This is a genomic window from Blautia sp. 1033sp1_1033st1_G9_1033SCRN_220408 (assembly GCF_040929965.1).
GTDB classification, from domain to species: Bacteria; Bacillota; Clostridia; order Lachnospirales; family Lachnospiraceae; genus Blautia_A; species Blautia_A ammoniilytica.
The window spans coordinates 46622-63245 of sequence record NZ_JBFKZO010000009.1 but is presented as its reverse complement, the minus strand read 5'-3'; the positions used below and the strand labels follow the sequence as shown (position 1 = coordinate 63245).

The following is a 16624-nucleotide window of genomic DNA, read 5'->3' as shown; positions in this document are numbered from 1 at the left end:
ATTCCTTTAAATTTATTCCCCGGCAGAAACGTTCTCGATCTGCCAGTCAATGGGGGGAAGTCCGTTTTTCTCAAGAAATTCATTTGTCTTGCTGAAATGGCCGCACCCGAAAAAGCCTCTGGATGCAGACAGAGGACTGGGATGGGGAGCAGTCAAAACCAGCTGCTTTGGATTGTCAAGCATAGACTGCTTGGTCTGTGCAGGTCTGCCCCATAACAGGTACACAATGGGTCTGTCCTGCTCATTCAGTGTACGGATCACCGCATCCGTAAATTGCTCCCATCCGATCCCTCTGTGGGAATTAGCCTGATGAGCGCGTACTGTAAGTACTGTGTTCAAAAGCAACACCCCTTGTCTGGCCCATTTTTCCAAACATCCATTATCCGGAATATAGCATCCGCAGTCGTTGTGCAGTTCTTTATAAATGTTGACCAGAGACGGAGGGATATCTACGTCCTTACGCACAGAAAAACAAAGGCCATTGGCCTGACCATCATTATGATATGGATCCTGTCCCAGGATCACCACCTTTACCTGATCCAGTGGTGTAAAGTCAAAAGCATTAAACATATCCTGCGGCGGTGGAAATATTTTTCTTGTCTGATATTCATTCATTACAGTCTTATACAGTTTAGCATAATACGGCTGATGAAATTCATCTTTCAGTGCTTCCAGCCATGCGCCTGAAATTGCCCCCATTTTCCTACCTCTCTCTCATAGTTTTTCACAAAAATCTTTTTCTATAAGTTTGTTCATGTTTATTTAATTCGTTTATTTAACTGTTTATTTAATTCGTCTTTTTTCCTTCTGTCTGTTTACCGTCTCACGGAAATCCCACGATCTGCCAGATAATCCTTTACCTGACGGATCTCCAGTTCTTTATAATGGAACAGCGAAGCAGCAAGTGCTGCGTCTGCACCGCCTTCAGTTAAAGCATCATAAAAATGCTCCAGTGTACCTGCACCACCTGATGCAATCACAGGGATAGATACGGCCTGTGATATAGCTTTTGTAAGCTCTATATCGTATCCTGCCTTTGTACCATCACAATCCATGCTGGTAAGAAGAATCTCCCCTGCTCCCAGTTCCTGAGCTTTTTTCGCCCACCATACAGCATCGATCCCTGTATCCAGCCTGCCGCCATGCTTATAAATATTCCATCCTCCATCCGGACGGCGCTTTGCATCTATGGCAAGCACTACACACTGGCTGCCAAACTTCTGTGCTGCTTCCCGGATCAGTTCCGGACGGTCAATGGCAGCGGAATTAACTGAAATCTTATCTGCGCCTTCCCGAAGAAGCTTCCGAAAATCCTCAACTGTACGAATACCGCCTCCTACAGTAAAAGGAATAAATACGCTTGCTGCTACCTGACGTACCATGTCTACCACTGTATCACGATCCTCACAGGAGGCTGTAATATCAAGAAATACCAATTCATCTGCTCCTGCCGCATCATAGGCTTTTGCAATCTCCACCGGATCTCCTGCATCCCGAAGATCTACAAAATTTACTCCTTTTACAACACGGCCTTTATTTACATCCAGACAGGGAATAATTCTTTTTGTAAACATACGTCAGTCCTCCCTTCCAATCTGTGCAAAATTCTTAAGGATCTCCAGTCCAAAGCGGCTGCTTTTCTCCGGATGGAACTGGCATGCAAATACATTATCCTTCTCTACAGAAGCATGGATACAGGTACTGTAATCCGTTACAGCCTTTACAATCTCCGGCTCATCAGCCTGCAGATAATAGGAATGAACAAAGTATACGTATGTATCCTCCGGGATTCCTTTAAAAAGCCGTCCTTCATGCTGAAGATGAAGGGAATTCCATCCCATGTGCGGGATCTTCAGTCCCGGACATGGTGGGATATGTAGAATCTTCCCTTTCAGGATCCCAAGACCTGGCACCCCCGGTGTCTCCTCACTGCTTTCAAATAGAAGCTGCAGTCCAAGACAGATTCCAAGGAAAGGGGTCTTCTCCTGTACAATCTGTCGGATCACAGGAACTAGTTCATAACGGTTAAGATTCTCCATTGCATCTCCAAAGCTGCCCACTCCTGGCAGTATCACTTTATCAGCATTCAATAATGTATCCGGATCTCTGGATACCACCGTTTCCTGTCCCAGATAATGCAGTGCTTTTTCTACGCTGCGTATGTTGCCAGCGTCATAATCAATAATACCAATCATAATATTTTCTCCTCGATTTCAGTCAATTCTGTTACAAGCCACCGTCGGTTATTATCAAAAAATTAACTGTTCCGTATCTTCACAGCTATAAGAACCATTTATTCGTTAAATATCATAACACATGAAAAACACTTTGTCGATATTATCCACGCAATGCAAATACTTAGATATTGTACCAGCTGTGCAATTAATTTCGGTGAATTCTTGGCGAAAGGTATCTGCAACAAATAAAAAACTATATATATGTAGTAATTTCAAATGATTCCATATCTTACTGTAAGATTATCGGTTAATAACAGTTCTGATAATGTCTGCAAACTTTGCATGGGAAGACTGCCGATCTGCAATAGCTTCTTCCAGGGTCTTTTTGCTATACACGTCCTTCACCTGTTCCACTGTCCAAATGTCCCCAAACTCTTCCATTGTTTCAATAATCAGCCGATAAACTTCATCCCTCCTTTGTTGAACATCCTCAGTATATATCACCCTTTTTCACATTTGGATTTTTGATTGCAACATCACCTGTGGATTCATATTCCAGTATCTATACACATTCCGTAGTATTCGTCCATATGTCTCCGGCTCAATAAAAAAGGGCATCGCCCAATCATCAAATCAAATGATCGAACGATACCCTGTATCACTACAGTCAAACGGTTATATTTACATCATAACTAATGAAAAGCTCTCATAAAGCGGACTCTCAACATATCCGCCAAAGAAATATCCCACATAATCAGAGCTTGGTTTCCGATAATACTTTGGTTTCACGGTAGTATGATAATCTACATTCAATGACATGGCATTTTTCAGAGAAACTTTTGCCCCATTCTTAATCTTTTTAGATGTATATTTATCACCTTTTCTATAAGTAACAGTGATAGAATCAATCTTATAATTCTTCATTGTCTGAATCTGAACTTTCACTTTGCCTTTTTTGGGGATCTTGTTATAACGTAACATCCAATATCCACTTGTAAGAGAAGTCAGATCTTTGGAACCCAGCTTAAATTTTCTTTTTATAAATCTGATTTTCCCATCTATATCCGAAAGTCCCCCTGTATAACCATGATGTAAAATAAAATCATCCAAAGCCACATCAAAAGTTCTGAAGGACTGTACAACATGAATCAGTTTCTCTTTGTAATCGCTATCCTCCGGCGAGATTTTCTGCCCCTGTCCTGCAAGGGATCGTGCATATTTGTCCATATACTTATCCTCTTCCTTCTCCATGTGAATATGTAATTGTTTAGCAGCTGTTTCGTACCTTCACAGTTATCTTCTGAATAGTTACATTGTTTACAATACAAATTCCTTTGCTCCTGGTATCCTGAGTATTTTAACCCTGCAATTGATCCCTTTCGTGTCCCAGATCATCAGGTAAACATGGAAATCCACATCATCCTGGGCAGTAGTAAATGGCTCTTCCCGCAATATATCCACCTGGATATCCTGATCCCTGATGCTCATATTCCTTTTTATTTGTTCAGCTTTTTCCAGCAATTCTTTTAGTTTATTATCTGCCTCTACCCCAAAAGAGCGGTCAGGATAAGTACCGGCCGCATGCTTTATTTTCTCTGTAAGAAGCCGTACCACTGCCTGATGCTTTCTTTTATGAAGCGCCCCAGCTACCATCCTGGCCATAAAAGGATAAGGCAAGCGTTTATACAACTTGAGAAGCCTGAGCAGGGAGGCATCCTGTGTTTCCTTTGACAGGTTATCCATCACTTTAAATGCAGCCTCTGATGGCATCCAGGGATTTTCTCCCGGAACAATGTATTGCTCCGGTACAGCTGGATAGCAGCAATAATTCAAAGGAGGGAAGTTGGCCAGATGTGCCAGACAGATTTCTTCCTCTGTGCAAAATTCTTCTCCCAGATACTCCAGCTTATCCCTGATAATGGCAATCCTGTACTCCAGCTGCCTGAGATATTCATATCCCTTCACCCAGAAATGCCCAATCTCTCCGTAATCATACAAATGTACTTCCAGTTCCAGCTTACGGAAAAACAGGGTAACTACGTTCTTTCCCTGCCATACTGACAATACATATCCCTGGCCTTCCCTGCTCAGAGAATAATCCAGTTCTCCTTCATAGTCTTTCTGATATAAGCCTGTAATTCCTGCATTCACAAAAACAAGAAAGCTTTCTACTGCATCATTCATCAGGTAAACCAGCCGAAGCCGATCTGTATTTTCATTTTCCGGAATCAGAAGTTCGAATTGATGCTGTTCCAACAGATCCTGAAGCAATTCAATTGTATCCTTCATAAATATCGCCTTCCCCTTTTTTCATGAGGAAATTCCTGTAGATTTACACAAGAATGCCCCGTCATAAAAGCGGCCAGCATTCAATTATGCCGACCGCCTTGAGTCCATAACTGTTCAGGCTCTCCTCACATACTGCCTGCTAAACAGCTACATTAATTCATAAACTTCTTAAGTTCATCCAGGAAGGTACTTACATCCTTAAATTCCCTGTATACAGAAGCAAAACGCACGTATGCTACTGCATCCAGATCCTTCAAATGCTCCATAACGATCTCACCGATCCTGGTACTGGAAATCTCCTTATCCTCTGTATTAAAAATAGCAGCCTCAATGGAATCCATCATAGCTTCTATCTTGCCAATAGGGATGGGCCGCTTATAACAGGCACGTAATACCCCTCCCTGGATCTTGGCTCTGCTGTACTGCTCCCTGTTCTGATCCTTCTTGATCACAGTCAGTGGTATATTCTCCACCTTTTCATAGGTGGTGAATCTTCTGCCGCAGGAATCACAAAGACGGCGGCGGCGAATGCCATTAATATCCTCTACAGGTCTGGAATCAACTACTCTGGTATTATCCTGATTACAATATGGACATCTCACAGGTGCTCCCCCTCTCTCCTCTGATATGTAATTTTCTTTCGTTATTTACATATATTACGTACATATTAAACAATAACACTTTTTTCTGTTCTTTCCTGAATTATACTTTATTTTCAAGAATTCTGTCAATATATATCCGTACCTGATGATTAGGTTCATAACCCTTTCATTTATGCATATATTGTAAGAAAAAGTGATTTTATATGCGTATCTGTGAATTAAAGCAAAAGGAGATCATCAACACCTGTACCTGTAAAAGCCTGGGCTGTGCCACAGATGTGGAATTTGACTGCTGCTGCAGCCGGCTGACTGCACTTGTAGTGCCTGGTCCCTGCAGATTCTGTAGTTTTTTTGGTCATGAAAGCGAATATGTGATCCCCTGGGAATGTATCCGCCAGATTGGCGAAGACATTATCCTGGTGGAAATACAGGAGGACAAATGCCTGCGTAAACAGTAATTCTTACTCTGCCTTGCCCTCTTTTGTCAAGGTCTTATATTTTTTATATTTTTCCGGAAAAAGTATATTTATCCTCCTTGGTGGAATCATCTGTAGTAACCAAAGACAATAAGGAGGATGCATAAATGGCACTTAACAAAGTAGAAATTTGCGGGGTCAATACAGCGAAGCTTCCGGTACTTACGTCAGAAGAAAAAGAAGAGCTTTTTCATCGGATCAAGGATGGGGATGCTGCTGCCAGAGATCGTTACATCAAAGGCAACCTGCGCCTTGTACTCAGTGTGATCCGCAGATTCCAGAACAGCAACGAAAATCCTGATGACCTTTTTCAGATTGGCTGCATTGGTCTGATCAAAGCCATTGACAACTTTGACACCTCCCTGCAGGTAAAATTCTCCACTTATGCAGTGCCTATGATCGTAGGGGAAATCCGCAGATATCTTCGTGATAACAACAGCATCCGGGTCAGCCGTTCCCTTCGTGATATTGCCTACAAGGCTATCTATGCCAAAGAAAATTATGTGAAACAGAATTTGAAGGAGCCTACCATTACAGAAATCGCCAAAGAGATCGGAATAGATAAAGAAACCATTGTCTATGCGCTGGATGCCATCCAGAATCCGGTAAGCCTGTTTGAGCCTGTTTATACGGAAGGCGGAGATACTCTTTACGTTATGGATCAGATCAGTGATAAAAAGAATAAAGAAGAGCACTGGGTAGAAAATCTGGCTCTTCAGGAAGCCATGGATCATCTGGGAACTAGAGAACGGCATATTATCAACCTTCGTTTTTTTGAAGGAAAAACCCAGATGGAGGTAGCTGAAGAAGTGGGCATTTCCCAGGCGCAGGTCAGCCGCCTGGAAAAAAGTGCCTTAAAAATGATGAGAAATTATTTAAGATAAAATATGCATTTCCAGGGTATCCGGGCCTGCAGTTTTACGATCTGTCTTGTATAGGGGTGTATGAAGCATAGCTCTCCTGCATGAAGCATCAGCCGCTTGGCCCCATCTTCTTTACCATAAACTTTATCGCCAAGCAGCGGATGTGCTGTTGCAGAAAAATGCACACGGATCTGGTGGGTGCGTCCTGTTTTCAGATGACAGCTTACACAAGAGATATATTCTTCTGAAAGCTTTTTCTCCCAGAGCAGGGAATATAAGGTTTCTGCTGACAGCCCTTCCCCTTTTGGAAGTACACACATCTGATTTTTGCAGCCTGGTTTCTTTCCTAAAGGCAAAGTAATCTGTCCTGATTCCTGTTCCATCCTGCCGTGCACAAGAGCATAATAAGTCTTTACCAGCTGCCCTTCCTGCCTTTGCTTCCAAAGTCTCTGGGCAGTTACAGGATCAAGGGCAAAAAGAACGATCCCGGAAGTATCCAGATCCAGTCTGCCGATCTGACGCACAGTAATATTTCTTCCTTTTTGAAGAAAATACCGAACCACCTGATTTCCCAGATGATCCGTATAATGTCCCCTGCCCTTGTGGCAGGCAAGCCCTGACGGTTTGTTCACTGCCAGCAGATATTCATCCTCATAAAGGATCTCCAAATCCGGAAAATCCATAAATTCCTTATTCCGTTCTTTCTCAAAGGGTTCTGCTGCAACAATTTCTCTTGCAGCTTCTTCTCCTGCTGAAGCCTGTTCCGGACTGTGTGCTTCCCTGAAATTTACCTCCAGAAGCTGCCCCGGCTTACCCGAATCCGTAACACGGCACTTTTCTCCATCCAGGCAGATCCCGGATGGCAGGAACTTCTGTCTGCTGATCTGCTTCTTTGTAAAGCCTGCTTCTTTTAAAAGCTGACCTGCACTTTTCCCGGCATCCCCTTCCGTAAGCACATAAGACCATCCGCTCAAAGGGTTTCTACCCCAAACAGGCGGCAGATCTCCCCCAGCGGATCTGACTTTGTATCTGCTGCAGGCACATATGCCTTGAACTGCTTCCAATAAAATCCTGCTACAGGCAGAAGATACAGGATATTACGTACATATTCATCCAGAACAATTGCATCCTTCAAAAATAATCGATAGCTTTGTGCACAGGGACCAAAAAGATAGATCCTGCCCTTTACTTTGTTAAGCTTCTCTTTTACCGCTTCATCCGGAGCAAGATCTGCATTCACCAAGATGCTTCCATCTTCCGGGTAAAGCATAAGCTTAACATCCATACTGTTATTCTTATCTTTCACACTGTCACATACCAGATATTTCCTGCCATCCAGTTCTACCAGCTCTCCATTTGTCTGCTGCTGTTGGATCATTACAGGAAGAGGCCTTACCTTTCCCTGATTCTCCATTCCATAACCGCCTGTGCCTGGAATGACAGCCGGATAAAAAATCTGGTCAAATAAAGACAGGCCTTTGATCCATTTGCCTGAATCCTTTTCTTTTAATACAGGCAGAAAATCCAGATCCACCAGGATCTTTTCTTTTGCAGGGCAGGTCATTGCCATATAATACTGCTGATATCCCTGACTTCCCAGTACCAGGCAGGTATCAAAGGTCTGGCTTCCCCAGATCCTGTGCCATTCCCGTTCCATCAGCAGATCCATATGTTCCTTCGCAGGAGCACAGCTTTTGTACACATCCGGATTCTTTTCCATACATCGGTAAAAAAGGAAATCCTCTTCGTCCATGGTCATACGGCCTCTGTACATCACCCGGACAAGGGCATCTTCTCCGGAAACAAAATCCCTGAATTCTTCTTCGTCTGCTGTCCAAGAAGAAAGGATCACAGTATCCATATCTTTTTCCTGAAGCCTATTAAGCAATTGTCTGGTTATAAATTTATGTTCTCTGCTATCCTTCCAGCTGGTAAGCACCAGAAGCTTTTTTCTCGCTCTTTCACGAAGAGACAGCACAGACACTTTCTGTGAGCCATCTTCTTTTCCAAGCAAAAGCTCTGTCAGTTCTCCTACTGCATGTTCCGGATCCTGGCAGACCAGAACTTTTCCTTCATAAATACCTGCAAGCCTGGTATCCTCTTTCAGCCCTTTTACAGCTGTTTTTTCATCCTGTGCAAGGATATAATCTGCTTTTAATATTTCCCTTGCAAGCATAGATACCCCTTCCACATCCATCCGGTTATCCTTTTCCCAAAGCTGGGAGCCTGTATAAAAATATTTCTGTCCTTTTCTTTTTACAAAAGCAACAGGAAATGGAATGCTGCTTACGATATATGCGGCACTGGCTGCCGCTTCCCAGAATCCAGGAGAATCATGTTTTACACTATTCCCCCCGGAAGTAAGCTTCATGGAGCCTTTCTGACAGCAAATGCAGTCATACTGCTTTCCGTATGTGCGCTCCACATATTGAAACATCTTATAAGGCAGTTCTCCTGATCTGCTTGCCTTACTGTCCCACACAAAAAGAATTCGGTTTTCCTGTATATCCTTTTCCAGTTCTTTGCTGTAAGGATAACGTTTTTTCAGTTCTTCCCCGTTTTCCTTAATATATTTCAGGGCAGACCTTTTTACAGATTCATAATCCTCTATATTTTCTTTCAGATATCTATCCATCTCTCTCATAGGATCGCCCTCTCAAACTCTGCGTAAACATTCTGATTATATGCCTGCGGCTCAAACTCTGAATAAGCTTCTTCCCTGAAATTCCCATCCAGCATGGGAAGCTTTAAAGCCTTTGCCTCCAGGACAGGAAGTGAATCAGCCCCCTGTGTATGTGTATGCACAAAAGCTGTGCACAACTTCAGAAATCCAAATGGCTCCGCCACATAGCCGGTCATGGTAACACACTTGGTAAGCCCCTCTTCCAGAAGCAGCTTTTCCAAATCCTTTCTTTCGTTACCATCACCCAGGATATAAAGATGACTATTTTCATTTTCATGGACATACGCTTTAAAATTACGGATCAGTCCCTGAAAATCCTGCTCTTTTTTCAGACTCCCCATAGCAGCATAATTCTTTTTCCCAGGATCCGGTACCAGAAGCAATTTTAAAGCCGGTCCTGCCTCCCCGGTCTTTTGTCTTTCTGCTATATAAAAGTCCTGGCCCTGGTAATGGATCTGCTGTTGTTTTCCAAGATCCTGGCTGATCCTGGTAATGTCCACAAAGCTTGTCCCATATTCTGCGTAAACTGCATGCTCTACAAACGGAAGCATTGCAGTGATCACATTTTTTTCACTGGATAAATTGATCACATAATCAAACCTGGCATCTCCAAAAAGCCGTTTTTCCTCCCTTTTATAAAAGGCAGCAAGAGAAGGATCCTTTCCTTTAGAAAAAGCATAAAGACCTTTCTCTTCACAGGTTCCGTTTTCCGGTTGTCCCCGATATAACACACGGACTCTTTGATCCAGACTGCAGATCCGCTGTTCCGGCTCATCTCCGGAACCTCCGGTAAGCACGGTTACATCATATTTGTTGTAATCCAGAAGCTGCAATAGCTCCATAAAGGAAAATGTATCATGATTTTCCTCCATCTCTCCCGGGTAAAGCAACAGCCGTTTTTTATTAATTTTCCCGCAGGAAATGGCATGCGCAGAGCTTTTTCCCCGAAATACCACATCCACAATACGGCTGCACACATCCCCGTCATCCCTTGGACATGCCCATGCAGCTTCCCTTCGGTACTTATCCATATAAGGCTCCATCGCCTTGTCCACATCATGGATCATTTCCCCCAGCTGCCTGTGATTCCTTGCAATCGGGCCCGGCAGTTTGTCAATCCCAAAATAAAGGCCCCGATAGCCCAAATACTCATCCAGATCCGGGATAAAGAAAAGCACAGGACGTCCGGAAACAAGAAAATCAAAATAAATACTGGAATAATCAGAGATCAGAATATCCACTGCTGATAACAGTTCATTGGTGTCAATGGTTGCCGGGATAAACTGCCCGGTGATCCCCTGGTTTTTCTTAATATGGTAATATACGATCTGATGAGGCTTTACTAGCACCTGATATTTACTGGTATCAATATTTGCCTCTACTGTATGGATCAGTTCAAAATAAGCATCCAGACTGGTATCCGGACTGCTGTATTTGCTCCCCTTCCAGGTAGGTGCATACAAGATCAGCTTTTTGGATGGATCGATCTTTACACCGCTTTTTGACAATTTGTCCATAATGGTCTTACGGTCTGTATGGAAAAAGCGGTCATTTCTGGGCTGTCCCTCTTCCAGGATCTTTCCCTGATAAAGCCCTTCCATCTTGAAAGCCTGCTGATAGATCTGAGTCATAAATGGATTGGGTGAGATCAGATAATCCGCTGCCAGCAGATTCCTGGCTGTATTCCCTGCGCTTACCTTACCTGCAGGTATGTCAAAGCCAAGAGTCTTTAACGGGATCCCATGCCAGGTATCAAGGTAGATCTGTCCTTCTCTTTTTGTAAAAAATCCAGGAAAGCTTACATTATTGATCAGATATTTGGCAGTTGCCAGATATTCTCTGTATTCTACAGACTGGCGGGAAATGAATTTTACATTTTCATACTCTTTGTAAAGCTCCATCTGGTACTGATTATCCTGAAAATCGTCAATGACCCAGACATGGACATACTCTGATAAGTCCGCCTGGGTCAATAAATACCGAAACAAAGCATAAGGGCTGCAGGTCATGCCCCTGCCCCCAAATGCCTCATATAAAATACATTTTTCTTTGATCGGGCTGTTTTGCCAAAAATCCACATAAACTGCACGCATTTCCTCGTTCAGGTTCAGCCTGCCCTCTTCCCTTGCATCTTCGATCGCCTGCTCAAGCCCTGATGTTTTATCCTCTTTCTTTGCTTCTTTAACACTGTTTTTCCCAAAGCCTAACAGTTTCTTTAATTGTCCAAACCCCTTCATCTGCTACGCTCCTACTCTTTCATCAACCGGTTAAACAGATCGTTCCATGCTGCCACAGCTTTATCAATATTAAAATCTGCGGATTTTTCAATAGCATTCCTATGCATCTGATGGCGCAGTTCATCATCATGAGCCAGCTTCAGCATTGCCTCTGTAAACTTGTGGGTATCAAAGGCTTCCGGAAGAAAGCCTGTCTTCTGGTCATCAATGATCAGATCCATTGCCCCCATATGATAAGCGATCACAGGAAGACCAAATTCAAAGGCTTCCATGATCACCATAGGCCAGCCTTCCCATCTGGATGGAAGCAGAAATACAGAAGAATTCAGATAGTATTTCTCCGGCTCATTGGTATAGCCGATAAAATGAACCCTTTTATCTACATGGCGTTTCCTGGCCTCTGCCAGGATCTCATCCCACAGCTCCCCATCTCCGATAATATCCAGCTCCCATTCATCATCCTGCTTACAGAATTCTTCAAAAGACTGCATCATCAGATCAAGCCCTTTTGCATATACAAAACGGGTAGCCATCAGAAAACGCTTGGCATCCGGATTACATTTCTTTTCGCTGACAAAGCTTCTTGGATTGATCTTAACTTCTGTATCGATCCCAAGGAATTTCTGGTAATCCCGTTTATCATAGTCGCTAAGCACAATATAACGGTCAAGCTGTGGCAGATATTCCTGAAGCAAGCACTCCTGTTTCCAGAAAACAACCTTCGGTACATCCACATATCCGCTGTAGCAATTGTGCTGCCAGCCAATGGTCTTTGCGTTCAGCCTTGGCGCGATCATCCCCAAACGGAGACTTAATGCAGCAGTGGTGATAATGATGTCATAATCCTGCTGGTTTAAGTATTCTACCCATCTATCCCTTGTTTTTTTGGGAAAAAGTGCATCTCCCAGAATATGATTGAAGCATTTTTTATTAAAAATACCGTAATTCTCGTTTAATTTCTTGATCACAAACCTGGCACCAAATGCAGGGGTCCAGTGTCTGTCCACAAAAGCATCATTGTCAATAAAATCCACTTTAATGTCTTCGCTCATATGGTACATGGTGCGGTCTTCTCTGAAGCGGTCCTGATAAACCATAATCGTCACGTCATGTTCCTTTACAAGCTCATTGGCAAGAAGCGTAACTACACGCTTGGTGCCTCCCAGATCAAAAATTTTTGTCACCCAGATACAGATCTTCATTTACCCCTCCTATTTTGTGATATGGAAATAATCCAGTACACGCTGACAGTAATTATCACACATATTATGAGTCTTCTCTCGTACTGCCTTTCTTTTTGCAGCATATTCATCTCTGCCATCCTTCACATCCAGAAGGAACTGCTCAAACTGCTTTACATCATAAATATGCTCTCCTGGCATATACTCCAGAGGATCCTCAAAAACCCAGCCTCTTGATTGTGTATATTCTTTATAATCATCCAGTGTAAAGCCAAGCGGCCGGTCAAGGAGCAGATAATCAATGGCAACCGATGAATAATCAGATACCAATGCATCTGCACAATGGATAAATTCATAAAGCTGAAGGCCTTCTTTTTCCAGGTCACTGTTCTCCAGATATACAATATTGGTAAGCACATTTTCCCCGAAATCATAAGGGATTTGAAGATAATGACGCTTGATCACCACCAGGATATGGTTCTCCTTACAGAACTTATTCAGATCCAGAAGCTTCTCTCTGTCATCAATAATAGGAATATTAAATTCATTGTTCAATGTTTCTTCATTCAGTCTCTCGCTGGTGGCATGACGATAGGTAGGCATCCACAGCACCAGTTTATCACTTCCGGAGTCCTTCAAAAGTCTCTCTTTAAATCTGTCTGCCCTAGCACTTCCTTTCAGCATCAGATCATACCGGGGATACCCAAGGGGCAGGATCTTTTTGGAACTGCAGGCAAAGAACTCTTTCTTGGTCTCAATAAAAACGTCTCCCGGAACGAGACAATAATCAAAAAACACTTTTCGATTATTCTTATTTGCCTTATAACCGCAGCCATGCCACAGATCGATAAACAGCTGATTCTTTCTTGACATACCGATCCAGTTAAATGCCTGGGTATAAAAAATATAACCTGAAGTAAGGGCATAACGATAGGCAATTGCCCTTCGGATCGTAGAGCCTTTCTTAAAGCTTTGAACAAACTTTACATTGGGAGCCTGGTACTTTTCATATTTCTTCGGATCATGGACAAGCCATACCAGCTCATATTTCTGATTGTATCCATTCTCTACCAGATAATCGAATAAAGCACGTCCATTGTCTGTAAAATCATCATTTGTTTCAAACAGCATCCGGTTTGGATGAAGTGCCGGCGGAAATTTCTTCAGACGGCGGATCTTCCATCTGTCATAGATCACATAAGTACCCAGCGCCCAGACTTCGTCAAAAGCAGCCCTGGTTCCCTGTTCCTTCCGGATTTTATTAAATTTTCCTGTTACATTCTTTATCTTTGTGACAATACTCATCTTATCAAAACCGTTTTGCCGACGAACGGCTCCTTTCCTTCCCTAGTTTCTTACTTAATAGTCTTTCAGCTTTTCACGAAGCATAGTAGAGGAAGTATCCTTCGTATATGGCAGATATACCAGCTTTGCCCCAAGGGCTTCCATCTCTTTACCGGTCTTCTCCCAACGTTCATTCCCCTTCCAGTCATCACCAATATAGATCTCATCAAAACGTATCTTATCCCATATTGCTTTTTTGTCCAGGGTATCTGTGATCAGCACTTCATCCACATACCGGATCGCCCTTACGATCTCAGCCCTTTCAGCAAGTGGGATGATAGGTCTTTTATGCTTGTAGCTTTCAACCAATTCATCTGTATTTACCCCAACGATCAGATAATCACACCGTCTTTTAGCATTCTTGATCAGATTCAGGTGCCCAATATGGAACATATCATAGGTGCCCTGTGTATAACCGATTAATTTTCCCATTTTTCTCTCCAACTTATATTTTACATACATCTGATATTTAAAAAGTCCAGCAGCCTTCCCCTGTAATCCTTACAGGGATTATGCATCTCCAAAAGAAGCAGCTGCCGCTCCTTGGCGAACAGATCCTTTCCTTCTCTTACATGAGTGAGGAAAGTAAGAAGCTGCCCGAAATCATACACCTTTTCTCCTGGCATGTAAGCAAGTGGATCCTTAAATACAAAACCACGCAGCTGTCCATAAGCAGGCAGGTCTGTAAGTACAAATGCCATAGGACGATCCAGCAGCATATAATCCACTGCAACTGAAGAATAATCTGAAATCAGTCCATCACATACTCCAAGAAGACGATACAGCACAACATCTGCAGTTGCAAACATTTCATCTGTTACATACCGAATATTCTTATAACAATTCTCCTGCTCCCATCCCGTCTGAAGAGGATGCTTCTTGATCAGCAGCAGAATCTTCTCTTTGCCACAGTGCCGATCCAGCTGTGCCATCTGAGCAGGATCCTCTATTCCTGGAAGCTGGTAAGGCAGAGAAATCTCATTCTCACCATAACCAGTAAGCACACTTTTACGGAAAGTAGGCATCCAGACCACCACCTTGGTATCCGGTTCCACATGAAATCCCAGTCTTTCCAGGATTTCCTTCCGGTCATTTCCCGGATCCAGCATCCAGTCATATCTTGGATATCCCATGCACAGGATCTTTTCCTTTGGCCAGTTCCAACACTCAGACTTTGACCTGGCAAAAACCTGTCCCGGAACCAGACAGTAATCAAAGGCTGACATGGTAGTACTATGTGGAATATTCTTATTATCCAGAGACGCCCCTTTATATCCGCAGCCATGCCACAGATTCACTGTGATCTGGCCTTTTCTGTGGAAACGGTTCAGATCAGCGGAATTGTGGGAATAAAAGAAATAACCGGCAGTTGCTCCATAATAAAAAGCTGCAGGGCTGGAAAATCCACCCGGACTTTCTGCTGTAACAAATTTTACATTTTTATAATGCCGGCTCCTGAAATTCTTCTTTTCAGAAACCATATATATAATCTGGTATTTTTCATTATACCCTTTTTCTTCCAAATATTCAAACAATGCTCTTGGATTATCTGTAAAATCCAGCATTTCCCTGTTTTTAAACACGATCCTATTCTTTTTTGCCTGTCCATGCCTGGCCGCAAGTCTTCCCACCACATGCATAGACAGCTTGGATATCACCCGGTTAGAATAATATCCTGCACTTTTCATCAGGCCTTCATCCCTGATCTTCTTTTTTATGGCATTCAGATTCATTCTATCCCCTTATTTTTCAAATGAAGATTTCTCCGGCAGAATCCGGTCAAAAGCCTGGATCACCTTCTGTTTCATTCCTGGAAAATCCTCCAGCCTTGCGTCATCATTAATACAGATCATTTTGGCTGACTGGTGCTCCATGGTATCAAAAAGCATCTCGTTATCTCTGCCCATCACGCAGAACCGGCCGATTTCCGGAGACTGAGGCTCATACATACCTTCCATGCACTGCCAGTGCTTGACCACATACTGGTTCACATCAAAAGCTGTGCGAAAACGATTATGGCACAGCTTATCAAGTCTGTCTCCCTCTGCCTGCCAAAGCTTCTCAAAATAGCTTTTCAAAAAAGGGCTTGGCATGTGGGTATACTTAAATCCGGAAAACTCCTGATATGGATACATCAGTACATTACGAAGCACCATTTTGCCATATGCAGGGCTGAACCATTTTTTCCAGTTTTTACGGATCACTTCTTTTTTGTTGAAATGCATATTGATCAAAGCAGTATTGTTCATAAGAATATGGGCAAAGGGATCATCAATATTGTCCTGTGCCAGTGCTGTTTCAATACAGCAGTCCCTGGGCAGCCCATTTTTGAAAAAGTCCTCAGGCGCTGCCTTACGGATCAGAAACATATCATCATTAAAATATACAAAATGTTCACTTAATCCCTGGATCCTGTGCATATTCATCTCAATCGGATGGCTGCTGAAGGTAGGCAGATAATCTTTAGGAATATAATCTTCATGCCTGACGATCTGCACCTTAGGATTAGAAGTATCCAGCCAGACCGGTACATGCCCCCAGGTAAGAAAGTAAACCTTATTTACCCATGGTGCAAACTTTTCCACGCCACGGAACCAGTACTGCAGATTCTCCCAGTCTCTGTAACGGCTTTCTCCGTCATCATCCCTGGTATCCGGCTGATATTTCTTTCTCTGTGCGATCCAGGCAGGATCATTGCCATCTACCCATGGGATCACAAAATCGATTTTATCCATCTGCACTCTCACTTCCTGTTCACAAATCATTAAAGAC

The 16624-nt window shown here is 43.0% G+C and carries 17 protein-coding genes; 2 read left to right on the top strand and 15 right to left on the bottom strand.

Annotated features, from left to right (window positions below):
• Positions 1-12: 12 nt before the first annotated feature.
• From ung to nrdR, 7 genes are all read right to left on the bottom strand, one after another.
• The gene (gene ung, locus AB5916_RS08685; protein ID WP_158420232.1) at positions 13-699 is read right to left on the bottom strand and encodes a uracil-DNA glycosylase; all 687 of its coding nucleotides are present in this window, start codon (positions 697-699) and stop codon (positions 13-15) included.
• A gap of 116 nt (positions 700-815) precedes the next feature.
• The gene (gene hisF, locus AB5916_RS08680; RefSeq protein ID WP_158420231.1) at positions 816-1574 is read right to left on the bottom strand and encodes an imidazole glycerol phosphate synthase subunit HisF; all 759 of its coding nucleotides are present in this window, start codon (positions 1572-1574) and stop codon (positions 816-818) included.
• 3 nt (positions 1575-1577) lie between these two features.
• Complete coding sequence (gene hisH, locus AB5916_RS08675) at positions 1578-2195, bottom strand: imidazole glycerol phosphate synthase subunit HisH (protein WP_368190352.1); 618 nt, start codon at positions 2193-2195, stop codon at positions 1578-1580.
• Positions 2196-2477: 282 nt separating this feature from the next.
• Entirely contained in the window at positions 2478-2618 is a 141-nt protein-coding gene (locus tag AB5916_RS08670) for a hypothetical protein (RefSeq protein WP_368190351.1), read from the bottom strand.
• A gap of 240 nt (positions 2619-2858) precedes the next feature.
• The gene (locus AB5916_RS08665; protein ID WP_368190349.1) at positions 2859-3404 is read right to left on the bottom strand and encodes a hypothetical protein; all 546 of its coding nucleotides are present in this window, start codon (positions 3402-3404) and stop codon (positions 2859-2861) included.
• Between the two features lie 90 nt (positions 3405-3494).
• Positions 3495-4466, bottom strand: coding sequence for a DUF3878 family protein (locus AB5916_RS08660; RefSeq protein ID WP_368190348.1), 972 nt, complete (start codon positions 4464-4466; stop codon positions 3495-3497).
• Between the two features lie 152 nt (positions 4467-4618).
• Positions 4619-5068, bottom strand: a complete 450-nt coding sequence (gene nrdR / locus AB5916_RS08655) for a transcriptional regulator NrdR (RefSeq protein WP_158421980.1) — start codon at positions 5066-5068, stop codon at positions 4619-4621.
• A gap of 203 nt (positions 5069-5271) precedes the next feature.
• On the opposite strand from nrdR, the gene AB5916_RS08650 reads away from it, so the two are divergent.
• Both AB5916_RS08650 and sigG read left to right on the top strand, forming a co-directional pair.
• The gene (locus AB5916_RS08650) at positions 5272-5526 is read left to right on the top strand and encodes a PRC-barrel domain-containing protein (RefSeq protein ID WP_368190346.1); all 255 of its coding nucleotides are present in this window, start codon (positions 5272-5274) and stop codon (positions 5524-5526) included.
• 125 nt (positions 5527-5651) lie between these two features.
• A complete protein-coding gene (gene sigG, locus AB5916_RS08645; protein ID WP_368190344.1) occupies positions 5652-6428 on the top strand; it encodes an RNA polymerase sporulation sigma factor SigG in 777 nt (258 codons plus the stop codon).
• Here sigG and AB5916_RS08640 read toward each other — a convergent pair.
• Genes AB5916_RS08640 through AB5916_RS08605 form a run of 8 tightly spaced genes read right to left on the bottom strand, consistent with a single transcriptional unit; the run spans position 6416 to position 16587 of the window.
• Positions 6416-7381 (bottom strand): RluA family pseudouridine synthase, encoded by a 966-nt coding sequence (locus AB5916_RS08640; protein ID WP_368190342.1) that lies wholly within the window; start codon positions 7379-7381, stop codon positions 6416-6418. The genes sigG and AB5916_RS08640 overlap by 13 nt on opposite strands.
• Positions 7378-9051, bottom strand: a complete 1674-nt coding sequence (locus AB5916_RS08635) for a hypothetical protein (RefSeq protein WP_368190341.1) — start codon at positions 9049-9051, stop codon at positions 7378-7380. The genes AB5916_RS08640 and AB5916_RS08635 overlap by 4 nt, the downstream gene beginning before the upstream one ends.
• Positions 9048-11327: a CDP-glycerol glycerophosphotransferase family protein gene (locus AB5916_RS08630; RefSeq protein ID WP_368190340.1), complete on the bottom strand. Its 2280-nt coding sequence runs from the start codon at positions 11325-11327 to the stop codon at positions 9048-9050. Before AB5916_RS08630 ends, AB5916_RS08635 begins: the two co-directional genes overlap by 4 nt.
• Before the next feature lie 11 nt (positions 11328-11338).
• On the bottom strand, positions 11339-12529 hold the full coding sequence (locus AB5916_RS08625; RefSeq protein WP_368190338.1) for a glycosyltransferase: 1191 nt from the start codon (positions 12527-12529) through the stop codon (positions 11339-11341).
• A 9-nt stretch (positions 12530-12538) separates the two neighbouring features.
• Positions 12539-13813 (bottom strand): CDP-glycerol glycerophosphotransferase family protein, encoded by a 1275-nt coding sequence (locus AB5916_RS08620; RefSeq protein ID WP_368190336.1) that lies wholly within the window; start codon positions 13811-13813, stop codon positions 12539-12541.
• A 54-nt stretch (positions 13814-13867) separates the two neighbouring features.
• Complete coding sequence (locus AB5916_RS08615) at positions 13868-14284, bottom strand: adenylyltransferase/cytidyltransferase family protein (protein WP_173727711.1); 417 nt, start codon at positions 14282-14284, stop codon at positions 13868-13870.
• A 20-nt stretch (positions 14285-14304) separates the two neighbouring features.
• Positions 14305-15585, bottom strand: a complete 1281-nt coding sequence (locus AB5916_RS08610; RefSeq protein ID WP_173727709.1) for a CDP-glycerol glycerophosphotransferase family protein — start codon at positions 15583-15585, stop codon at positions 14305-14307.
• A gap of 9 nt (positions 15586-15594) precedes the next feature.
• Entirely contained in the window at positions 15595-16587 is a 993-nt protein-coding gene (locus AB5916_RS08605; RefSeq protein WP_368190335.1) for a stealth family protein, read from the bottom strand.
• Between the last annotated feature and the right edge of the window lie 37 nt (positions 16588-16624).

What these genes read in the sequence shown, in the direction of transcription:
- AB5916_RS08630 (WP_368190340.1), bottom strand. Translation starts at nt 11,327, where the DNA reads ATGAAGGGGTTTGGACAATTAAAGAAACTGTTAGGCTTTGGGAAAAAC.
- sigG (WP_368190344.1), top strand. Translation starts at nt 5,652, where the DNA reads ATGGCACTTAACAAAGTAGAAATTTGCGGGGTCAATACAGCGAAGCTT.
- AB5916_RS08650 (WP_368190346.1), top strand. Translation starts at nt 5,272, where the DNA reads ATGCGTATCTGTGAATTAAAGCAAAAGGAGATCATCAACACCTGTACC.
- AB5916_RS08620 (WP_368190336.1), bottom strand. Translation starts at nt 13,813, where the DNA reads ATGAGTATTGTCACAAAGATAAAGAATGTAACAGGAAAATTTAATAAA.
- AB5916_RS08625 (WP_368190338.1), bottom strand. Translation starts at nt 12,529, where the DNA reads ATGAAGATCTGTATCTGGGTGACAAAAATTTTTGATCTGGGAGGCACC.
- hisH (WP_368190352.1), bottom strand. Translation starts at nt 2,195, where the DNA reads ATGATTGGTATTATTGATTATGACGCTGGCAACATACGCAGCGTAGAA.
- hisF (WP_158420231.1), bottom strand. Translation starts at nt 1,574, where the DNA reads ATGTTTACAAAAAGAATTATTCCCTGTCTGGATGTAAATAAAGGCCGT.
- ung (WP_158420232.1), bottom strand. Translation starts at nt 699, where the DNA reads ATGGGGGCAATTTCAGGCGCATGGCTGGAAGCACTGAAAGATGAATTT.
- AB5916_RS08615 (WP_173727711.1), bottom strand. Translation starts at nt 14,284, where the DNA reads ATGGGAAAATTAATCGGTTATACACAGGGCACCTATGATATGTTCCAT.
- AB5916_RS08665 (WP_368190349.1), bottom strand. Translation starts at nt 3,404, where the DNA reads ATGGACAAATATGCACGATCCCTTGCAGGACAGGGGCAGAAAATCTCG.
- AB5916_RS08670 (WP_368190351.1), bottom strand. Translation starts at nt 2,618, where the DNA reads ATGGAAGAGTTTGGGGACATTTGGACAGTGGAACAGGTGAAGGACGTG.
- AB5916_RS08635 (WP_368190341.1), bottom strand. Translation starts at nt 9,051, where the DNA reads ATGAGAGAGATGGATAGATATCTGAAAGAAAATATAGAGGATTATGAA.
- AB5916_RS08660 (WP_368190348.1), bottom strand. Translation starts at nt 4,466, where the DNA reads ATGAAGGATACAATTGAATTGCTTCAGGATCTGTTGGAACAGCATCAA.
- AB5916_RS08610 (WP_173727709.1), bottom strand. Translation starts at nt 15,585, where the DNA reads ATGAATCTGAATGCCATAAAAAAGAAGATCAGGGATGAAGGCCTGATG.
- AB5916_RS08605 (WP_368190335.1), bottom strand. Translation starts at nt 16,587, where the DNA reads ATGGATAAAATCGATTTTGTGATCCCATGGGTAGATGGCAATGATCCT.